The following is an 18507-nucleotide window of genomic DNA, read 5'->3' as shown; positions in this document are numbered from 1 at the left end:
TTTTTATGAGGAGGTCGGATTTTCTTGGAACGTCAATTTGAAATTGTCTCAGCGTATTCCCCACAAGGTGATCAGCCGGTAGCTATAGAGAAGCTTGTAGAGGGAATTAATAGTGGAAAGAAAAAGCAAGTGTTGCTTGGAGCGACAGGAACGGGTAAGACATTTACGATTTCAAATGTCATTAAAGAAGTGCAAAAGCCAACGCTTGTCATGGCTCATAATAAAACGTTAGCAGGACAGTTATATAGTGAGTTGAAAGACTTTTTCCCAAATAATGCAGTTGAATATTTTGTTAGTTATTACGATTATTATCAGCCAGAAGCGTATGTGCCGCAAACAGATACGTTTATTGAAAAAGACGCACAGATTAATGATGAAATTGATAAATTGCGTCACTCGGCAACGTCTGCATTATTTGAACGGGATGATGTAATTATCGTTGCGAGTGTTTCGTGTATATATGGTTTAGGTTCTCCAGAAGAATACCGCGAGTTAGTTGTTTCACTTCGAGTTGGTATGGAAAAGGATCGCAATCAATTGCTTCGTGAACTTGTTGATGTGCAGTATGGTCGTAATGATATTGATTTCAAGCGTGGTACATTCCGTGTGCGCGGAGATGTAGTTGAAATCTTCCCGGCATCACTTGACGAGCATTGTATTCGAATTGAGTTTTTTGGTGATGAAATTGATCGTATTCGCGAAGTAAATGCGTTAACGGGGGAAGTATTAGCAGAACGTGATCATGTAGCAATCTTCCCAGCATCTCACTTCGTTACACGTGAAGAAAAGATGAAGGTCGCTATTGAAAATATCGAAAAAGAACTAGAAGAGCGTTTAAAGGAATTAAATGATAACGGCAAGTTGTTAGAAGCGCAGCGTATAGAGCAGCGTACACGTTATGATTTAGAAATGATGCGTGAGATGGGCTTTTGTTCAGGTATTGAAAACTATTCCCGTCATTTAACACTTCGTCCAGCGGGGGCAACGCCGTATACGTTATTAGACTATTTCCCGGAAGATTTCTTAATTGTTATGGATGAGTCGCACGTATCAGTGCCGCAAGTAAGAGCGATGTATAACGGGGACCAAGCGCGTAAGCAAGTACTTGTGGATCATGGATTCCGTCTGCCATCAGCTTTAGATAATAGACCGCTCACTTTTGATGAGTTTGAAGAGAAAACGAATCAAGTTATTTACGTTTCAGCAACGCCAGGACCGTATGAATTAGAGCAGTCGCCAGAAGTAATAGAACAAATTATTCGTCCAACAGGGCTTTTAGATCCGCCAATTGATATACGACCAATTGAAGGGCAAATTGACGATTTATTAGGAGAAATTCAAGATCGCATTGCAAAAAATGAACGTGTATTAATTACGACTTTAACGAAGAAGATGTCAGAGGATTTAACAGACTACTTAAAAGATGTAGGAATTAAGGTGAATTACCTGCATTCTGAAGTGAAAACGTTAGAACGTATTGAAATTATACGAGATCTTCGCCTTGGTAAGTTTGATGTTCTCGTTGGTATTAACTTATTGCGAGAAGGATTAGATATTCCAGAAGTATCCCTTGTAGCGATTTTAGATGCTGATAAGGAAGGATTCTTGCGTTCAGAACGTTCATTAATTCAAACAATTGGCCGTGCAGCACGTAATGAAAACGGCCGCGTTATTATGTACGCAGATCGTATAACGAGATCGATGGGAATTGCGATTGAAGAAACGAAGCGTCGTCGTAGTATACAAGAAGCTTACAATGAAGAGCATGGTATTACGCCGAAAACGATTCAAAAAGGTGTGCGTGATGTAATCCGTGCAACGACAGCTGCTGAAGAGCCGGAAACATATGAAGCAACGCCAGCTAAGAAGATGACGAAAAAAGAGCGTGAAAAGACAATTGCGAAGATGGAAGCAGAAATGAAAGAAGCAGCAAAAGCGTTAGACTTCGAGCGTGCAGCTGAATTAAGAGATTTACTATTAGAATTAAAAGCGGAAGGGTGAAAAGAGTGAGTAAGAGCAAGGATTTTATCGTTGTAAAAGGTGCTAGAGCACATAACTTAAAAAATATTGATGTAACCATTCCGAGAAATCAGCTTGTCGTTGTAACGGGATTGTCTGGTTCGGGGAAATCATCATTAGCATTTGATACGATTTATGCAGAAGGGCAGCGTAGATACGTAGAATCGTTATCTGCGTATGCACGCCAGTTTTTAGGGCAAATGGATAAACCGGATGTAGATACGATTGAAGGATTGTCACCAGCAATTTCAATTGATCAAAAAACGACGAGTCGTAATCCGCGTTCAACTGTTGGAACGGTAACGGAGATTTATGATTATTTACGTTTATTATTTGCGCGAATTGGTACGCCAATTTGTCCGAATCATGGCATTGAAATTACATCACAAACAGTAGAGCAGATGGTAGACCGGGTCCTTGAATATCCTGAACGTACGAAATTACAAGTGTTAGCTCCTATCGTTTCTGGTCGTAAAGGTGCACATGTGAAAGTACTTGAAGACATTAAGAAGCAAGGATATGTTCGTGTACGTGTTGATGGTGAAATGCTTGATGTGTCTGAAGATATTGCGTTAGATAAAAATAAGAAGCATTCCATTGAAGTTGTAATAGACCGTATTGTTGTAAAAGAAGGAATCGCAAGCCGTCTTGCAGATTCTCTTGAAAGTGCATTAAAGCTTGGCGGGGGACGAGTGTTAATCGATGTTATGGGAGAAGAGGAACTTCTATTTAGTGAACATCATGCTTGTCCGCATTGTGGTTTTTCAATTGGAGAATTAGAACCGCGTATGTTCTCATTCAATAGTCCGTTCGGGGCATGTCCTTCTTGTGATGGGCTTGGTTCAAAGTTAGAGGTAGATTTAGAACTTGTTATTCCGAACTGGGATTTATCATTAAATGAACATGCGATTGCACCTTGGGAACCGACAAGTTCACAATATTACCCACAGCTCTTACAATCTGTATGTAATCATTACGGCGTTGATATGGATGTGCCTGTAAAAGATATACCGAAAGATTTATTTGATAAAGTGTTGTACGGAAGCGGTGAAGAGAAAGTTTATTTCCGCTATGTAAATGAATTTGGTCAAGTAAAGGAAAATGAGATTTTATTTGAAGGTGTTATTCCAAATATTGAACGTCGTTATCGTGAAACGAGTTCTGATTACGTTCGTGAGCAAATGGAAAAGTATATGGCAGAGCAAGCTTGTCCGAAGTGTAAAGGTGGACGTTTAAAGCCTGAGAGTTTAGCTGTTTTCGTTGGCGGAAAAACGATTGCTGATGTAACGAAATATTCTGTTCAAGAAGTACAGGAATTCTTCTCAAGTGTGGAGCTAACAGAGAAACAACAAAAAATTGCTCATTTAATTTTAAGAGAAATTCAGGAGCGCGTTGGGTTCTTAGTGAACGTCGGTTTAGATTATTTAACGTTAAGTCGTGCCGCAGGAACTTTATCAGGTGGTGAGGCGCAACGTATTCGTTTAGCAACGCAAATTGGTTCTCGTCTTACTGGCGTACTTTACATTCTTGATGAGCCTTCTATCGGTTTGCATCAGCGCGATAACGATCGTCTTATTCGTACATTGCAAGAAATGCGTGATTTAGGTAATACGTTAATTGTTGTTGAGCATGATGAAGATACGATGATGGCAGCTGATTATTTACTTGATATCGGGCCTGGCGCAGGTATTCATGGTGGACAAGTCGTATCAGCAGGTACACCAGCTGAAGTGATGCAAGACGAAAATTCGCTAACCGGTAAGTATTTAAGCGGTAAAGAGTTTATTCCAGTTCCACTTGAAAGACGTAAAGGTGACGGACGAAAAGTGGAGATTGTTGGTGCAAAGGAGAATAACTTAAAGAACGCGAAAATGTCATTCCCGCTTGGTACGTTTGTAGCGGTAACGGGTGTATCTGGTTCTGGTAAAAGTACGATGATTAATGAAGTACTATATAAATCGTTAGCGCAAAAGTTATATAAAGCGAAAGCGAAGCCAGGTACTCATAAAGAGATTAAAGGTCTTGAGCATTTAGATAAAGTAATCGATATTGATCAATCGCCAATCGGTCGTACACCGCGTTCTAACCCTGCGACTTATACAGGTGTATTCGATGATATTCGTGATGTGTTTGCCCAAACGAATGAAGCGAAAGTGCGTGGATATCAAAAAGGACGTTTCAGCTTTAATGTAAAAGGTGGACGTTGTGAAGCGTGCCGTGGTGATGGAATTATTAAAATCGAAATGCACTTCTTACCAGATGTATACGTGCCGTGTGAAGTTTGTCATGGTAAACGTTACAACCGTGAAACGTTAGAAGTGAAATATAAAGATAAGAACATTTCTGAAGTATTAGGAATGACAATTGAAGATGGGGTAGAGTTCTTCGCTAACATCCCAAAAATTAAGCGTAAACTTCAAACGCTTGTAGATGTTGGACTTGGTTATATGAAATTAGGGCAACCAGCTACGACGTTATCTGGTGGTGAAGCACAGCGTGTGAAATTAGCTTCTGAATTACACCGTCGTTCTACAGGGCGTACACTATACATTTTAGACGAGCCAACGACTGGTTTACATGCGCATGATATCGCGCGTCTTCTAGAAGTGCTGCAACGTCTTGTTGAGAGCGGGGAGACGGTACTTGTAATTGAACATAATTTAGATGTAATTAAAACAGCAGATTATATCGTTGACCTTGGACCAGAGGGCGGAGACAAAGGTGGACAAATCGTTGCTTCCGGAACTCCAGAGCAAGTAGTGAAAGAAGAGCGTTCGTATACGGGTAAGTATTTAAAAGAGATTTTAAATCGTGATAAAGCAAGAATGAAAGAGAAAATAAAAGAAGTAGAGTTATCGCAATAAGTTTAGTAATAAAAACCGAGTGGAAATGACGCTCGGTTTTTATTGTATAGGGGGAGAAGGTGGAGTTTTTAGATGTGTTGCGAAAGAAAAATATGAAGGTAAGAGAGTTTCGAAATTGGGGTGTATATTTTCGGAAGCGCTGGGAGGATAACTTTGAAAATCATGTAAGTGATGAGGAAAAAGAAGTGTTTAGAGGGAGAAGAAGTGGAAAACACGTTTCATAATGAAGTGAAAAAGGAGTGCTACATCTTCTATCAACACTGTGATGATGCACTACTAATAAAAGATGCAAGTTTATTAAGTATGGATGATATGTATAAAGGCGATATTTACATTGTAGATAGAGAGTTCACTTGGACTTTTGTAAAAACGCATGAACATAGATGGTGTGGGCCTTATTTCGCAAAGAAGTGTTAGTAGGTATACAAGTATGAAGAGTAGAATAAGTTGATATAAGTGTTCGTATCATACTTGCGTTTATTATCTATTAGCGTATGATGAAAGATATATGTTTAAAAGGATGTGTAAGAAAATGAGATGGATTGTATCACTTCTTGTAAATAGCGTTGTGTTAATCGCTGTATCGGGACTTTTAAAAGGGATTGCACCAGACGCGTTTTACGTAGCAAATATACAAACTGCAATTATTGCGAGTATTATTTTGGCTGTTTTAAATGTGTTCGTAAAACCGTTTTTAATTTTAATTACGCTACCAATTACTGTTGTAACTTTCGGTTTCTTCTTAATTGTTATTAATGCGATTACGTTAAAAATAGCAGATTCATTATTAGGAGACGCATTTAATATATCAGGTTTCGGTGTAGCGATCGTTGCGGCAATTTGTATTTCAATTTTTAATATGATTATTGAAAAGGCAATTGTGGAACCTTTATATGAAAAAAAGAGAAAATGACAAAAAGAAAAACATTTCATGATATGTATGAAATGTTTTTTTCTATTTATTAGAAACCGTATTTCTTGTTTCCAGAAAAAAATGGTACAATATCCGATAGAATGGAATTTTACATCAAATGAGACTGAACCCGCAGCGGAGTGGAGGTTTATACATATGCCGAAAGTAAGGACAAAAGATTTAATTGAACAATTTCAATTGGAGTTAATAAGTGGTGAAGAAGGAATTCATCGTCCAATTGATACAAGTGATTTATCACGACCTGGAATTGAAATGGCAGGATTTTTTACATATTATCCAGCTGATCGCGTGCAGCTTCTTGGAAAGACGGAGCTTACATTCTTTGACACGTTAACGTCAGATCAAAAACAAGAGAGAATGAAAGCGCTTTGTACTGAGGAGACGCCATGTATTATTGTAACTCGTAATCAAGATGTACCAGATGAGTTACTGCAAGCATCACGTGAATCAGGCATGCCTTTATTACGTTCTTCTCAAACGACAACAAGACTATCAAGTCGTTTAACAAATTATTTAGAAGGTAAGTTAGCGCCAACAACAGCTGTTCATGGTGTGTTAGTAGATATTTACGGCGTTGGTGTTTTAATTACAGGGCAAAGTGGTGTCGGTAAGAGTGAGACAGCTCTTGAACTTGTAAAACGTGGTCATCGCCTTGTTGCGGATGATAGTGTAGAAATTCGCCAAGAAGATGAAGACATGTTGGTCGGAAGCTCTCCAGATTTAATTGAGCATTTATTAGAAATTCGAGGTCTAGGCATTATTAACGTTATGACGTTATTCGGTGCAGGGGCAGTGCGAAATTATAAGCGTATTACACTTGTTATTAATCTTGAAATTTGGGATCAAAAGAAAAATTATGATCGCTTAGGTCTTGATGAAGAGAAGATGAAGATTATTGATACAGAACTTACGAAGATTACACTTCCAGTTCGCCCTGGTCGAAACTTAGCTGTTATTATTGAAGTGGCAGCGATGAACTTCCGTTTAAAACGTATGGGAGTCAATGCAGCACAGCAGTTCTCAGAACGATTAATGAGTGCGATTGAGTTAGGAAATCAGGAGTAAACATTGGAGAGGGAGGTCATACATATGCTGTTAGGTTCTGTACCACAGCTTGACCGCGTAGCTATCCAACTTGGACCGTTTCCTGTTTATTGGTACGGGATTATTATCGGTACAGGTGTGCTATTAGGTCTTTGGCTAGCAACTCGCGAAGGAGAAAGGCTAGGTATTCCAAAAGATACATTTGTTGACCTTGTATTAATTGCAGTACCGATCGCTATTCTATTTGCGAGAATGTACTATGTTATTTTTGAATGGGAATATTACGCGCAAAACCCGAGTCAAATTATTAATATTCGTCAAGGTGGCTTGGCGATTCATGGTGGCTTAATCGGGGCTGTTATTACAGGGATTCTTTTTGCGAAACGTCGCGGAGTTTCATTCTGGAAGTTGGCGGATATTGCTGCACCAAGTATTTTACTAGGACAAGCAATTGGCCGATGGGGAAACTTTATGAACCAAGAGGCACATGGTGATGAGGTAACGAGACAGTTTTTAGAAGGCCTTCATTTACCGGATTTCATTATTAATCAAATGTATATTGATGGTGTTTACTATCACCCGACGTTTTTATATGAATCATTATGGAATTTTGCAGGTGTCATTTTATTACTCGCATTACGAAAAGTGAACTTGCGCCGTGGGGAATTATTCTTCACATATTTAATTTGGTATTCAATAGGACGCTTCTTCGTAGAAGGGTTACGTACAGATAGTTTAATGCTAGGGCCACTTCGTATTGCACAAGTAATGTCAATTGGACTTGTTGTTATTTCTATTATTTTCATTATTGTGAGACGAAAAATGGGGCAAGCTGATAAAAGATATTTAGAAAATTAGAGAAAAGTAGCATCTTATTATAAGATGCTGCTTCTTTCATATTCAGGAAAGAGAAAGGACTAAGGCAATGAAAATAAATACAGTGTTATTTGATTTAGATGGAACGTTAATTAATACAAATGAACTTATTATTTCTTCTTTTTTACATACTTTACATACATATTATCCAAATCAATATAAGCGTGAAGATGTATTACCATTTATCGGTCCGTCTTTGCATGATACGTTCAGTAAGATTGATGAAAGCAAGGTTGAAGAGTTAATTACGAGTTATCGTCAATTTAATCATGATCATCATGATGAATTAGTAGAAGAATATGAAACTGTATATGAAACAGTTCAAGAGTTGAAGAAACAAGGCTATAAGGTTGGTATTGTTACAACGAAAGCACGACAAACTGTTGAGATGGGATTAAAGTTATCGAAGCTTGATGAGTTTTTTGATGTTGTTGTGACAATTGATGATGTCGAGCATGTGAAACCACATCCAGAGCCACTTCAAAAAGCGCTTCAGTTATTAGATGCGAAACCGGAAGAAGCATTGATGGTTGGGGATAATCATCATGATATTGTTGGCGGACAAAATGCGGGTACGAAAACAGCTGCGGTTTCATGGACATTGAAAGGTAGAGCGTATTTAGAGGCTTACAAGCCAGACTTTATGCTAGATAAAATGAGTGATTTATTGCCGATTTTGTCCGACATGAATCGTTCGTAAAGATAAGTAGAGGAGCGAGTGAAGTGCGACGGACAACGCGCTATCCTGTTTCAGGAGAAAATTCATTATGGAATGTGTATAAGACAGTGTCTTTTTGGAAGGTAATGAAGAATTTTATTATTATCCAAATTGCACGTTACACGCCATTTTTATCTGTAAAAAATTGGTTGTACCGCACATTTTTGCGGATGAAAGTAGGAAAGAAAACATCGTTTGCGCTCATGGTAATGCCGGATATTATGTTCCCAGAAAAGATAACTGTGGGAGATAATTCGATTATTGGCTATAACACGACGCTTTTAGCGCACGAATATTTAATTCGCGAATATCGACTTGGAGAGATCGTTATTGGAAACGAAGTGATGATCGGGGCAAATACGACTATATTACCAGGTGTGAAAATTGGGGATGGCGCGATTGTTTCAGCTGGCACACTTGTTCATAAAGATGTGCCAGGCGGTGCTTTCGTGGGTGGGAATCCAATGCGTGTTATTTATACGAAAGAGCAAATGGAGGCTAGAGAAGGTTCATACTAGAAATGTAACATTTCTCTTCTTTTTTAATGAATAAAAAGGAAATAATTGAGTATAATATACTGTTTTGTTTTTTACGGAATCGTTTATACTTATAGATAGAAGAATGTGTGAACGAAGAAAACAAAAAACTGGAGGATATATGGGGAAAAATCAAAGAATATATAAGGAGAACGGACAAGTTATCTCTTTTAATCAATTAGCGGACTTCTTTTATAAAAAAGGGATGAGGGCTTACAAAGGACAAAAATTGCAAGATGCAATTAAATATTTTCGAAGAGCGGCACAAAGCGAGAAGGAGCCGTTTATTTTATGTCAATTAGCAACAGTATTATCTGAGGCTGGTGAATATCAAGAGTCGAATCAAACCTTCTTTAAGCTTGTTAGATCTAATCCAGAACTTGAACAATGTTATTATTTTATTGCAAATAATTATGCGTATATGGGTCTATTTCAGCAGGCGAAGAAGTATGCGGATCGCTATTTAGAAGTTGCAGAAGAGAAGGAATTTGTTGAAGATACATTAGAATTACTTGAAATTATGGAAGAAGAAGCGATGGGTGCGGAAGAGATTGAGGATGAAGATGATTTAATTGTTATGCAGGAAGAAGCCAATCGTTATATTCGTAATGGACAATTGGAAGAAGCAATTGCTACATTAGAAATTGTTACGAAAGACTATCCGGAATTTTGGTCAGGGCATAATAATTTAGCCATTGCGCATTTTCAATCTGGTAATGTAGATAAGGCACTGAAATTAACGGAAATGATTTTAGAGAAAAATCCTGGTAATATACATGCGCTTTGTAATACACTTATTTTTCTATATTCAATTGGAGAGCATAAACAAGTAGAGGTGTTAGCTGCTCAGTTAGTTTCGGTATATCCGATTTCGTTTGAACATCGTTTGAAACTTGGGACGACACTTGCAACAATTGGTCATTTCGAGCCTGCATATAAATGGTTCAAATTATTAAAGCGTCAAGGATACGAAGGAGACGTTAGTTTCTATTATTGGTTTGCATATTCTGCGTATATGGTGAAAGATCAGCAAGTAGCTGAAAAAATGTGGCAACATGTTGTAGAATTGCACCCTGATAAAAAGGGAAAAGAACCGTGGAATGCATTGAATTTAGCGGATGAAGGACAAAATGTGTTATTTGAAGAATTACGAAAATCATTCCAGCAAAGTGCGACGCTAGAGGAACAAATGCTAGCTTTATATTTAATGAATGAATTATCAACGCCGGAGAAGGTTGGATTCTTCTTTGATGTAACGCAGGCGAAGAATGGTGTTCCAATCGTATCGCAACTTGCAAAGTATTTCTTTTTACTGAATAGCCATAAGAGTATTCCAGCTGATTTACAGCAATTTGAACAGTGCGCGCGAATCGCGGATGCTTTATACAATTATACGAAAAAAGATGATGAATTAATCGAAGAGTGTTTACAATTTTGGTTTTGTACGTTCATACGTTTATATACATCTGGGGCAGTTTTTACAAATGTATACGGCTGGTCAGCTGCGGTTGAATATATCGTACGCAGTGAACAAGGAAATAAGATGACACAGTCGGAGCTCGGAGATGTGTATAATGTATCTGTAGCGACTGTTCGAAAGTATGTGCAAGCTGTTAAGCGTACGCACACATAGATAAGCAAATCATTGGGAAAAAAATGATGCGAACAGTATAATGAGGGTAACTTAATTGTGTAGGAATGGATAGGAGTGAATAGTGTGTCAGAAGAAAAAATTTATGATGTCATTATTATTGGTGCAGGACCAGCTGGTATGACAGCTGCAGTATATACATCTCGTGCGAATTTAAGCACATTAATGCTTGAGCGTGGTATTCCAGGCGGGCAAATGGCAAATACAGAAGATGTAGAAAACTACCCAGGTTATGAGTCTATTTTAGGACCAGACTTATCAAATAAAATGTTCGAGCATGCGAAGAAATTTGGTGCTGAATATGCATACGGTGATGTGAAAGAAGTCATCGATGGTAAAGAATACAAAACAATTATTGCTGGTAAAAAAGAATATAAAGCACGTGCAATTATCGTTGCAAGTGGTGCAGAGTATAAAAAAATCGGTGTACCAGGTGAAACAGAACTTGGCGGCCGCGGTGTATCATATTGTGCGGTATGTGATGGCGCATTCTTTAAAGGTAAAGAACTTGTAGTTATTGGCGGCGGAGATTCTGCTGTTGAAGAGGGTGTGTTCTTAACACGCTTCGCATCAAAAGTAACGATCGTTCACCGTCGTGACACGCTTCGCGCACAGAAAATTTTACAAGATCGTGCTTTCCAAAACGAAAAAGTAGACTTCATTTGGAACCACACGATAAAAGAAATTAACGAAGCAAATGGTAAAGTAGGAAGTGTAACACTTGTAGATGTAAACAGTGGAGAAGAGAAAGAAGTCAAAACTGACGGCGTATTCGTATACATCGGTATGTTACCACTATCAAAACCATTTGTTGAACTAGGTATTACAAATGAAAATGGTTACCTTGAAACAAACGAGCGTATGGAAACGAAAGTTCCTGGTATTTTCGCAGCAGGTGATGTTCGTGAAAAAATGCTACGTCAAATTGTAACTGCAACAGGTGATGGTAGTATTGCAGCACAAAGTGCACAACATTACGTAGAAGAATTATTAGAAGAACTAAAAACTGTATCAGAAAAATAAGGGATAATATACCTTTTGAGAAGAAAGCTACCGATAGGAGCTTTCTTCTTTTTTTGTGTGAAAATGTCAAAGTTTTGTCAAAAAATATTGGGATTATAAGCTTTCTTATTGATATACTGGACTTTACGGAAAAAATCACTATAAGAAATGAGGAATTTATTCAGTATGGAATGGCGTAATATATATCGTGGATTTTGTATGGGTGTTAGTGATTTAATTCCTGGTGTGAGCGGCGGTACAATCGCTGTTGTGTTAGGGATTTATGAACAATTGCTTGCGGCAATTAGCGGATTCTTTAGTCGTGAATGGAAAAAACATTTAGGATTTTTAATTCCACTTGCAGCTGGTGTGGCAGCAGCGTTTTTAACGTTAAGTCACGTTATTAAATATTTACTTGCAAATCATTATGAACCGACTCAATTTTTCTTCCTCGGTTTAATTATTAGTATATTACCGATGTTAATGAGAGAAGCTGATGCAAAGTCGTCGTTTAAAGGTAAGCACATTGTTTTATTAATCGTTGCAGCAATTCTTGTTGCCATCACAGCTTTCTTTAAACCAGATAAGACAGCAGATCCAATTACGACGTTAACAATTTTAAATGCAATTGGTTTATTTTTCGCAGGATGGATGGCTAGTATGGCGATGTTACTTCCTGGAATTAGCGGATCGTTTATTTTATTAATTATTGGTGTATATCCGACAGCAATTAATGCTTTAACTACACTCAACTTACCTTTAATTGCAGTTATTGGTGCTGGCGTTATGGTAGGGTTCGTTGTAAGTAGTAAAGGAATTAGTTTCTTATTAGATCGATATAAAAGTATGACATTTGCGGCAATTATTGGACTAGTTATCGGTTCGATTGTAATTGTGTTCCCTGGTATTCCAACTGGAGGATTTTCAATTATAAGTTCAATTATTACCTTTATTTTAGGATTTGCGATTGTTACTTATTTCGGTAAGAAGTAAGGGCGCTGGAGTCCCCTTGGCGATAAAAGTCGTTAAGGGGATTTTTCATGCTATTCACGGAAAGTCCAGGCATTTACATTGCTTGTTATAAAAAGCTTTTTTAAAATTGTTGAGTAGCAGTGCTTAGCGAAAGGGGGACTGGCTCCTTCGTTGTAGCAAACTGTTTTTGATAGTATAATGAAATGAGTATGCAGTGAGAAATTTGCTGCAAGTAGCTGAGGTGAAGAAACATGCAAAGAGTGACAAACTGTGTGTTAATTAGAGATAATGAAGTACTCTTACTCCAAAAACCTCGCCGGAATTGGTGGGTTGCACCAGGCGGGAAAATGGAGCGTGGTGAGACTGTAAGAGATTCCGTTGTTCGCGAGTATCGTGAAGAAACAGGTATTTATTTAAAGAACCCAGCGTTAAAGGGGGTCTTCACCTTTGTCATCCAAGAAGGTGATAAAGTTGTTTCTGAATGGATGATGTTCTCCTTTTTAGCGACAGATTTTGCAGGAGAAAACAAACTAGAGAGCGAAGAAGGCATCATTGGTTGGCATACATTTGATAAAATTGATGATTTAGCAATGGCACCAGGAGATTATCACATTATTGATTATTTAATTAAAGGAAATGGCATAATCTACGGTACATTTGTATATACCCCAGATTTTGAGTTGCTTTCATATCGATTAGATCCGAGTTAAACCGTCAAGGAGAGGATACGATGACAGAGAATAATGATATAAAAATGGTAATTATTACAGGAATGTCTGGAGCTGGAAAGACAGTAGCTTTACAAAGTTTTGAAGATTTAGGATATTTCTGTGTAGATAATTTACCACCGATGTTATTGCCAAAGTTTATTGAGCTTATGGCGGATTCAAAAGGAAAAATGAATAAAGTAGCACTTGGTATTGATTTACGCGGCCGAGAGTTTTTCGAACATTTATGGGAAGCGCTTGATGATTTATCAGAACGTACATGGATTATTCCTCATATTTTATTCTTAGATGCGAAAGATAGCACACTTGTAACTCGTTATAAAGAAACGAGACGCTCGCATCCACTTGCACCAACTGGTCTGCCGTTAAAGGGAATCGAAGCAGAGCGTAATTTATTAACAGATATGAAGGCACGCGCGAATATTGTGCTTGATACATCTGATTTAAAACCGAAAGAATTACGTGAAAAAATTGTTCACCTATTTTCAACTGAAACTGAGCAAGCATTTCGTGTAAATGTTATGTCATTTGGATTTAAGTACGGTATTCCAATTGATGCAGATTTAGTATTTGATGTTCGTTTTTTACCAAATCCATATTACATTCCACATATGAAGCCATTAACAGGACTAGATGAAGAAGTTTCATCGTATGTGCTGAAATTTAATGAGACGCATAAGTTTTTAGAGAAATTGACTGATCTTATCACTTTCATGCTGCCTCATTATAAAAGAGAAGGCAAGAGTCAACTTGTAATTGCAATTGGATGTACAGGTGGACAGCATCGTTCTGTTACGCTTACAGAATACCTTGGGAAACATCTGAAACCAGAGTATAGCGTTCATGTATCTCATCGTGATGTGGAGAAGAGAAAGGGTCATTAAGGGATGAAAAAAGAGAGAAAACCTAAAATTGTTATCATGGGAGGCGGAACGGGACTTTCTGTTTTATTACGAGGATTAAAACAATATCCGGTTGATATTACAGCAGTTGTTACAATCGCTGATGATGGTGGCAGTTCAGGTAGATTACGTGATGAGCTAGAAATTCCACCCCCAGGTGACATTCGTAACGTACTTGTTGCGTTATCAGATGTAGAACCACTGGTGGAAGCTTTATTCCAGCATCGTTTCACAACGGGAGATGGGCTGAAAGGTCATGCGTTAGGAAATTTATTATTGGCAGGTATGACCTCGATTACAGGAGACTTCTTCCATGCTATTACAGAAACGAGTAAAGTTTTAAATGTTAGAGGACGTGTATTACCGGCGGCGAATCAAAGTGCAGTACTGCATGCGGAACTAGAAGATGGAGAAATTGTAACAGGTGAATCAAAGATTCCTTATTTCGGAAAGAAGATTAACCGTGTCTTTTTAACTCCAGAAGATGTAGAGCCGTTACATGAAACGTTGACTGAGATTAAACGAGCTGATTTACTTGTTTTCGGTCCAGGAAGTTTGTATACGAGTATATTACCGAATTTAGTTGTTAACAAAATCGGGGACGCTGTTCTTGCTGCAAAAGCGAAGAAGGTATATGTGTGTAATGTTATGACGCAAGCTGGTGAAACGATGGGATATACTGCGTTTGATCATGTGCAGGCGTTACATGATCATTTAGGTGAACCATTTATCGATACTGCAATTGTAAATAACCGTGATATTCCTTGTGAATTACGTCAGTTATATGAGGAAGAAATGTCAGCGCCAGTTGTAGTAGATGAAGAGCGTTTTACTGAAAATAATATTAACGTGATTCAAGATCAATTAGCGAAGTATGATGACCGTGTTGTAAGACACGATACATTAAAACTAGCTTCTATTTTATATTCACTGTTGTAGATGTGCGTTGCCTCGTTTGAGGTAACGCTCCTCATTTCATATAGGACAAGATTTTTGTTCCACAATAATCGTATAAGGAGGTGTTGACTGTGTCATTTGCATCAGAAACAAAGAAAGAGTTGACGAATCTGGAGATGAAGGAATGCTGTGAGAAAGCAGAATTATCAGCGTTACTTCGCATGAACGGATCGCTTTCTTTTTCAAATCGTCGTCTATCAATCGATATTCAAACGGAAAATGCGGCAATTGCAAGAAGGATTTATACGCTTTTGAAAAAAGGATATGACGTGACGGTAGAATTACTTGTTCGTAAAAAAATGCGATTGAAGAAAAACAATGTATATATCGTAAGGCTTGTTGAGAAGTCACGCGAAATATTAGCTGATCTTCATATCGTTCGAGACGACTTTTCATTTATTCGAAATATATCACAAGAATTAATTGAGAAGAAATGTTGTAAACGATCGTATTTACGCGGTGCATTTTTAGCAGGTGGTTCAGTAAATAACCCAGAAACATCATCTTATCATTTAGAGATCTTTTCGTTATATAAGGAACATAATGATGCTATATGTGAACTGATGAACGGATTTGATTTAAATAGTAAGACGTTGGAAAGAAGAAAAGGGTACATTACGTATTTGAAAGAAGCAGAAAAGATTACAGAGTTTTTAAATATTATAGGTGCTCATAATGCACTTTTAAGATTTGAAGACATTCGAATCGTACGTGATATGCGTAATTCTGTAAATCGCTTAGTGAACTGCGAAACAGCTAATTTAAATAAAACAATTGGTGCAGCGCTAAGGCAGATTGAAAATATCCGTTATATTGATGAGACAGTTGGTCTTGATATATTGCCGGATAAATTACGAGAAATTGCGCAATTACGAAGAGATTATCAAGATGTAACATTGAAAGAGTTAGGTGAGATGGTATCCGGGGGGAAAATTAGTAAATCGGGTATTAATCATCGTTTGCGTAAAATTGATGATATTGCAGAGAAATTACGCGCGGGGGAAACGGTAGCAAAAAAATAAGAGGTTAAAGGGGAAATGGAGCTGTGGTTCAAAAAAGAGTTCAGGTTTCATTAAAAAACGGTTTACAAGCACGTCCGGCTGCGTTGTTTGTACAAGAGGCCAATCGCTTTCATGCAGATATTTTCATCGAAAAAGATGGGAAGACAGTAAATGCAAAGAGCATAATGGGGATTATGAGCTTGGCAATTGGAACTGGTAGCATGATAACAATTACAACAGAAGGTTCAGATGCAGAAGAGGCTTTAGAGGCATTAGCTGCATATGTACAATAAGAAGCTATCGCGCATGTGCGATAGCTTTTTTGTTGTTTGGGGCTTGTTGGTGGGGGTGTGTGGGATGTGCGTTCTTGTCGAGAATTGTCGGTAAGTCGATAAGTTGTGTCGAAACGTCGATATATTAAAATAATCGCCGATATAATTGGAGTTACGGTCGATATATTTGAAAAATCGCCGATATATTTAGAGGGATACTGAGTGGGGTATGTTCGTGCGGAGATTTAACTATAAAAAAGCGCCCTGTAATAGGCGCTTTTTTATGTATCCAGCTCCAGCGACTCTAAATAAGCCGCTTCCGCTTTAAATATCTATTAACGATTTGTAAAGATCTTATCGATTAAACCGTATTCTAAAGCTTTTTCTGCTGTCATGAAGTTGTCGCGGTCTGTGTCGCGTTGTAGCACTTCAAGTGGTTGACCTGTGCGGTCAGCAAGAATTTGGTTTAGTTTTTCACGTAAGAATAGAATACGTTTAGCAGCGATTTCGATTTCAGTCGCTTGACCTTGTGCACCACCAAGTGGTTGGTGAATCATTACTTCACTGTTTGGAAGTGCATAACGTTTTCCTTTTTCACCTGCTGCAAGTAAGAATGCACCCATAGATGCAGCCATACCGATACAGATTGTTGATACTTGCGGTTTAATAAACTGCATTGTATCGTAAATTGCCATACCTGCTGTGATAGAACCACCAGGGCTGTTGATGTAGATGTGAATATCTTTTTCTGGATCTTGAGATTCCAAGAATAAAAGCTGGGAAACGATTGAGTTAGCTACGTTGTCATCAATTGCGCTACCAAGCATAATGATGCGGTCTTTTAATAGTCGAGAGTAAATATCGTAAGCGCGTTCTCCACGATTTGTTTGTTCAATTACTGTAGGAATTAAATTCATCTGTTATTTCCTCCTTATAAAGCTTTCTTAGTCTTATAATACAATTATGGTCAATAAAGGTCAAACGAAACCACTTTAAATCAAAAAAATATGTAGTTGTACCATGAAATATTCGCTATGTTTTTGAAATTCCCTGCTTATGTATCTTCAACATCATAACCGAATTACATAAATTTAAACGTTATAAAAACTGTAGAAAAAAAGAAAAGAACGCCTTTTGACTGAAGCGTTCTTTCGATATCTATTCTTTTAAAAGATAGGTTACTTTATTTAAAATCTTTTCGATTTGTTTCGCGTTTTTACTATACATTTCGCTCGCTGATTTCGACTTTGTTTCTAAGGAAAATAGTTCAAGATCAGCATGACATTTTTTTAATGATGCTAATAATAAAGGTTTGTTTTGAGGAGAAGGCATTTGTAGTTTGTCATTATAAATGTCGATAGTCAGTTGTCCGTATGAATCAACTTGACCGAGAAAGACATTTTCGATAACAACACCGAGCTTTTCTAGTTCAGCATGTAGCCAAGCGCGGTTATGTCCACTTGCGGATAGCGGTTCATCTAAGACATTGCCATCCATAATAACAGTTTGTGGTTCTTTTTCGTTTGCTACTTTTAAACCGATGTCTTTTGCTGTAAGTGGCTGGGAATCTTTCTTTAATAATACATTTAATTCTCCGCTCGGTTCTAAGACAGCAAATTCAACATCAGCTACGCTGAAAGCACCTTTTCCACGGAGAAGTTCCAGTAATTCATCACTTGTATATTTTTCTTTCTTTAAGTTGTCTTCGAGTATCTTTCCGTCTTTTATTAATACGGTAGATTTCCCTTCAAAGAAGTCCCGAGCTGTTTTGTTCTTTAAAGAGAGGATTCCTGTTAAAAAAGGTACCACAGCGAAAATGAGTATCGCAAAGACGCCGTGGAAAAATTTTGAATCGAGCCCTGTAGATACTTGGGCAGCGATGTCACCGATTGTCATTCCGGCTATGTATTCAAAAAAGGAGAGCTGAGAGATTTGTCTTTTCCCTAACCATTTCGTAATAGCGAATAAAATAATTAATATGAATACAGAGCGAAGAATGACAAGTGTCCATTCCGGCAGGTGAGACATAGT

General features: G+C 37.8%; 17 protein-coding genes and 1 pseudogene. 16 read left to right on the top strand and 2 right to left on the bottom strand.

The genetic code is table 11. From position 1 onward, the window contains the following. Positions 1-24 precede the first annotated feature (24 nt). The 16 genes and pseudogenes from uvrB (at position 25) to NST14_RS26195 (ending at position 16497) form a co-directional block, all read left to right on the top strand. A complete protein-coding gene (uvrB, locus tag NST14_RS26270; RefSeq protein WP_000441046.1) occupies positions 25-2001 on the top strand; it encodes an excinuclease ABC subunit B in 1977 nt (658 codons plus the stop codon). 5 nt (positions 2002-2006) lie between these two features. Further along, positions 2007-4883 carry an excinuclease ABC subunit UvrA gene (gene uvrA / locus NST14_RS26265; protein ID WP_000045569.1) on the top strand — a complete coding sequence of 959 codons (2877 nt, stop codon included), beginning with the start codon at positions 2007-2009 and terminating at the stop codon, positions 4881-4883. Between the two features lie 59 nt (positions 4884-4942). Next, positions 4943-5300 (top strand): annotated as a pseudogene (locus NST14_RS26260) (DUF4275 family protein). Between the two features lie 115 nt (positions 5301-5415). Continuing rightward, positions 5416-5796 (top strand): phage holin family protein, encoded by a 381-nt coding sequence (locus tag NST14_RS26255; RefSeq protein WP_001267308.1) that lies wholly within the window; start codon positions 5416-5418, stop codon positions 5794-5796. A 156-nt stretch (positions 5797-5952) separates the two neighbouring features. Further along, entirely contained in the window at positions 5953-6882 is a 930-nt protein-coding gene (gene hprK / locus NST14_RS26250; RefSeq protein WP_001127244.1) for an HPr(Ser) kinase/phosphatase, read from the top strand. A 24-nt stretch (positions 6883-6906) separates the two neighbouring features. Then, positions 6907-7719 carry a prolipoprotein diacylglyceryl transferase gene (gene lgt / locus NST14_RS26245; RefSeq protein WP_071742121.1) on the top strand — a complete coding sequence of 271 codons (813 nt, stop codon included), beginning with the start codon at positions 6907-6909 and terminating at the stop codon, positions 7717-7719. A 67-nt stretch (positions 7720-7786) separates the two neighbouring features. Beyond that, positions 7787-8437: a pyrophosphatase PpaX gene (gene ppaX, locus NST14_RS26240; protein WP_000700956.1), complete on the top strand. Its 651-nt coding sequence runs from the start codon at positions 7787-7789 to the stop codon at positions 8435-8437. Between the two features lie 23 nt (positions 8438-8460). Further along, positions 8461-8973: an acyltransferase gene (locus NST14_RS26235; RefSeq protein ID WP_001255062.1), complete on the top strand. Its 513-nt coding sequence runs from the start codon at positions 8461-8463 to the stop codon at positions 8971-8973. A gap of 139 nt (positions 8974-9112) precedes the next feature. After that, positions 9113-10624, top strand: coding sequence for a tetratricopeptide repeat protein (locus tag NST14_RS26230; RefSeq protein WP_000517738.1), 1512 nt, complete (start codon positions 9113-9115; stop codon positions 10622-10624). Positions 10625-10708: 84 nt separating this feature from the next. Next, the gene (trxB, locus tag NST14_RS26225; protein ID WP_001288072.1) at positions 10709-11665 is read left to right on the top strand and encodes a thioredoxin-disulfide reductase; all 957 of its coding nucleotides are present in this window, start codon (positions 10709-10711) and stop codon (positions 11663-11665) included. 165 nt (positions 11666-11830) lie between these two features. Next, the gene (locus NST14_RS26220) at positions 11831-12637 is read left to right on the top strand and encodes a DUF368 domain-containing protein (RefSeq protein WP_000455203.1); all 807 of its coding nucleotides are present in this window, start codon (positions 11831-11833) and stop codon (positions 12635-12637) included. Between the two features lie 230 nt (positions 12638-12867). After that, the gene (locus NST14_RS26215; RefSeq protein WP_001190080.1) at positions 12868-13326 is read left to right on the top strand and encodes an NUDIX hydrolase; all 459 of its coding nucleotides are present in this window, start codon (positions 12868-12870) and stop codon (positions 13324-13326) included. A gap of 20 nt (positions 13327-13346) precedes the next feature. Further along, on the top strand, positions 13347-14228 hold the full coding sequence (gene rapZ, locus NST14_RS26210; protein WP_000138457.1) for an RNase adapter RapZ: 882 nt from the start codon (positions 13347-13349) through the stop codon (positions 14226-14228). A gap of 3 nt (positions 14229-14231) precedes the next feature. Beyond that, a complete protein-coding gene (locus NST14_RS26205) occupies positions 14232-15185 on the top strand; it encodes a gluconeogenesis factor YvcK family protein (protein ID WP_000712175.1) in 954 nt (317 codons plus the stop codon). A gap of 89 nt (positions 15186-15274) precedes the next feature. Next, positions 15275-16225: a DNA-binding protein WhiA gene (whiA, locus tag NST14_RS26200; RefSeq protein WP_000006561.1), complete on the top strand. Its 951-nt coding sequence runs from the start codon at positions 15275-15277 to the stop codon at positions 16223-16225. Between the two features lie 23 nt (positions 16226-16248). Further along, on the top strand, positions 16249-16497 hold the full coding sequence (locus NST14_RS26195) for an HPr family phosphocarrier protein (protein ID WP_000250307.1): 249 nt from the start codon (positions 16249-16251) through the stop codon (positions 16495-16497). 314 nt (positions 16498-16811) lie between these two features. Here the strand turns inward: NST14_RS26195 and clpP are convergent, their stop codons facing one another. Both clpP and NST14_RS26185 read right to left on the bottom strand, forming a co-directional pair. Next, a complete protein-coding gene (gene clpP, locus NST14_RS26190) occupies positions 16812-17393 on the bottom strand; it encodes an ATP-dependent Clp endopeptidase proteolytic subunit ClpP (protein ID WP_001049162.1) in 582 nt (193 codons plus the stop codon). Positions 17394-17634: 241 nt separating this feature from the next. Further along, positions 17635-18504, bottom strand: coding sequence for a DUF421 domain-containing protein (locus tag NST14_RS26185; protein ID WP_000018916.1), 870 nt, complete (start codon positions 18502-18504; stop codon positions 17635-17637). Positions 18505-18507 lie beyond the last annotated feature (3 nt).

The organism is Bacillus sp. FSL W8-0519, from assembly GCF_038005585.1.
In the GTDB taxonomy this organism is placed as follows: domain Bacteria; phylum Bacillota; class Bacilli; order Bacillales; family Bacillaceae_G; genus Bacillus_A; species Bacillus_A paranthracis.
Note: the sequence above shows the minus strand (reverse complement) of the source record. Positions and strands in the feature narration are given on the sequence as shown.

Coding starts and splice junctions, on each gene's coding strand:
- NST14_RS26255 (WP_001267308.1), top strand. CDS start 5,416: ATGAGATGGATTGTATCACTTCTTGTAAATAGCGTTGTGTTAATCGCT.
- hprK (WP_001127244.1), top strand. CDS start 5,953: ATGCCGAAAGTAAGGACAAAAGATTTAATTGAACAATTTCAATTGGAG.
- lgt (WP_071742121.1), top strand. CDS start 6,907: ATGCTGTTAGGTTCTGTACCACAGCTTGACCGCGTAGCTATCCAACTT.
- ppaX (WP_000700956.1), top strand. CDS start 7,787: ATGAAAATAAATACAGTGTTATTTGATTTAGATGGAACGTTAATTAAT.
- NST14_RS26230 (WP_000517738.1), top strand. CDS start 9,113: ATGGGGAAAAATCAAAGAATATATAAGGAGAACGGACAAGTTATCTCT.
- NST14_RS26220 (WP_000455203.1), top strand. CDS start 11,831: ATGGAATGGCGTAATATATATCGTGGATTTTGTATGGGTGTTAGTGAT.
- NST14_RS26215 (WP_001190080.1), top strand. CDS start 12,868: ATGCAAAGAGTGACAAACTGTGTGTTAATTAGAGATAATGAAGTACTC.
- rapZ (WP_000138457.1), top strand. CDS start 13,347: ATGACAGAGAATAATGATATAAAAATGGTAATTATTACAGGAATGTCT.
- NST14_RS26205 (WP_000712175.1), top strand. CDS start 14,232: ATGAAAAAAGAGAGAAAACCTAAAATTGTTATCATGGGAGGCGGAACG.
- clpP (WP_001049162.1), bottom strand. CDS start 17,393: ATGAATTTAATTCCTACAGTAATTGAACAAACAAATCGTGGAGAACGC.
- NST14_RS26185 (WP_000018916.1), bottom strand. CDS start 18,504: ATGTCTCACCTGCCGGAATGGACACTTGTCATTCTTCGCTCTGTATTC.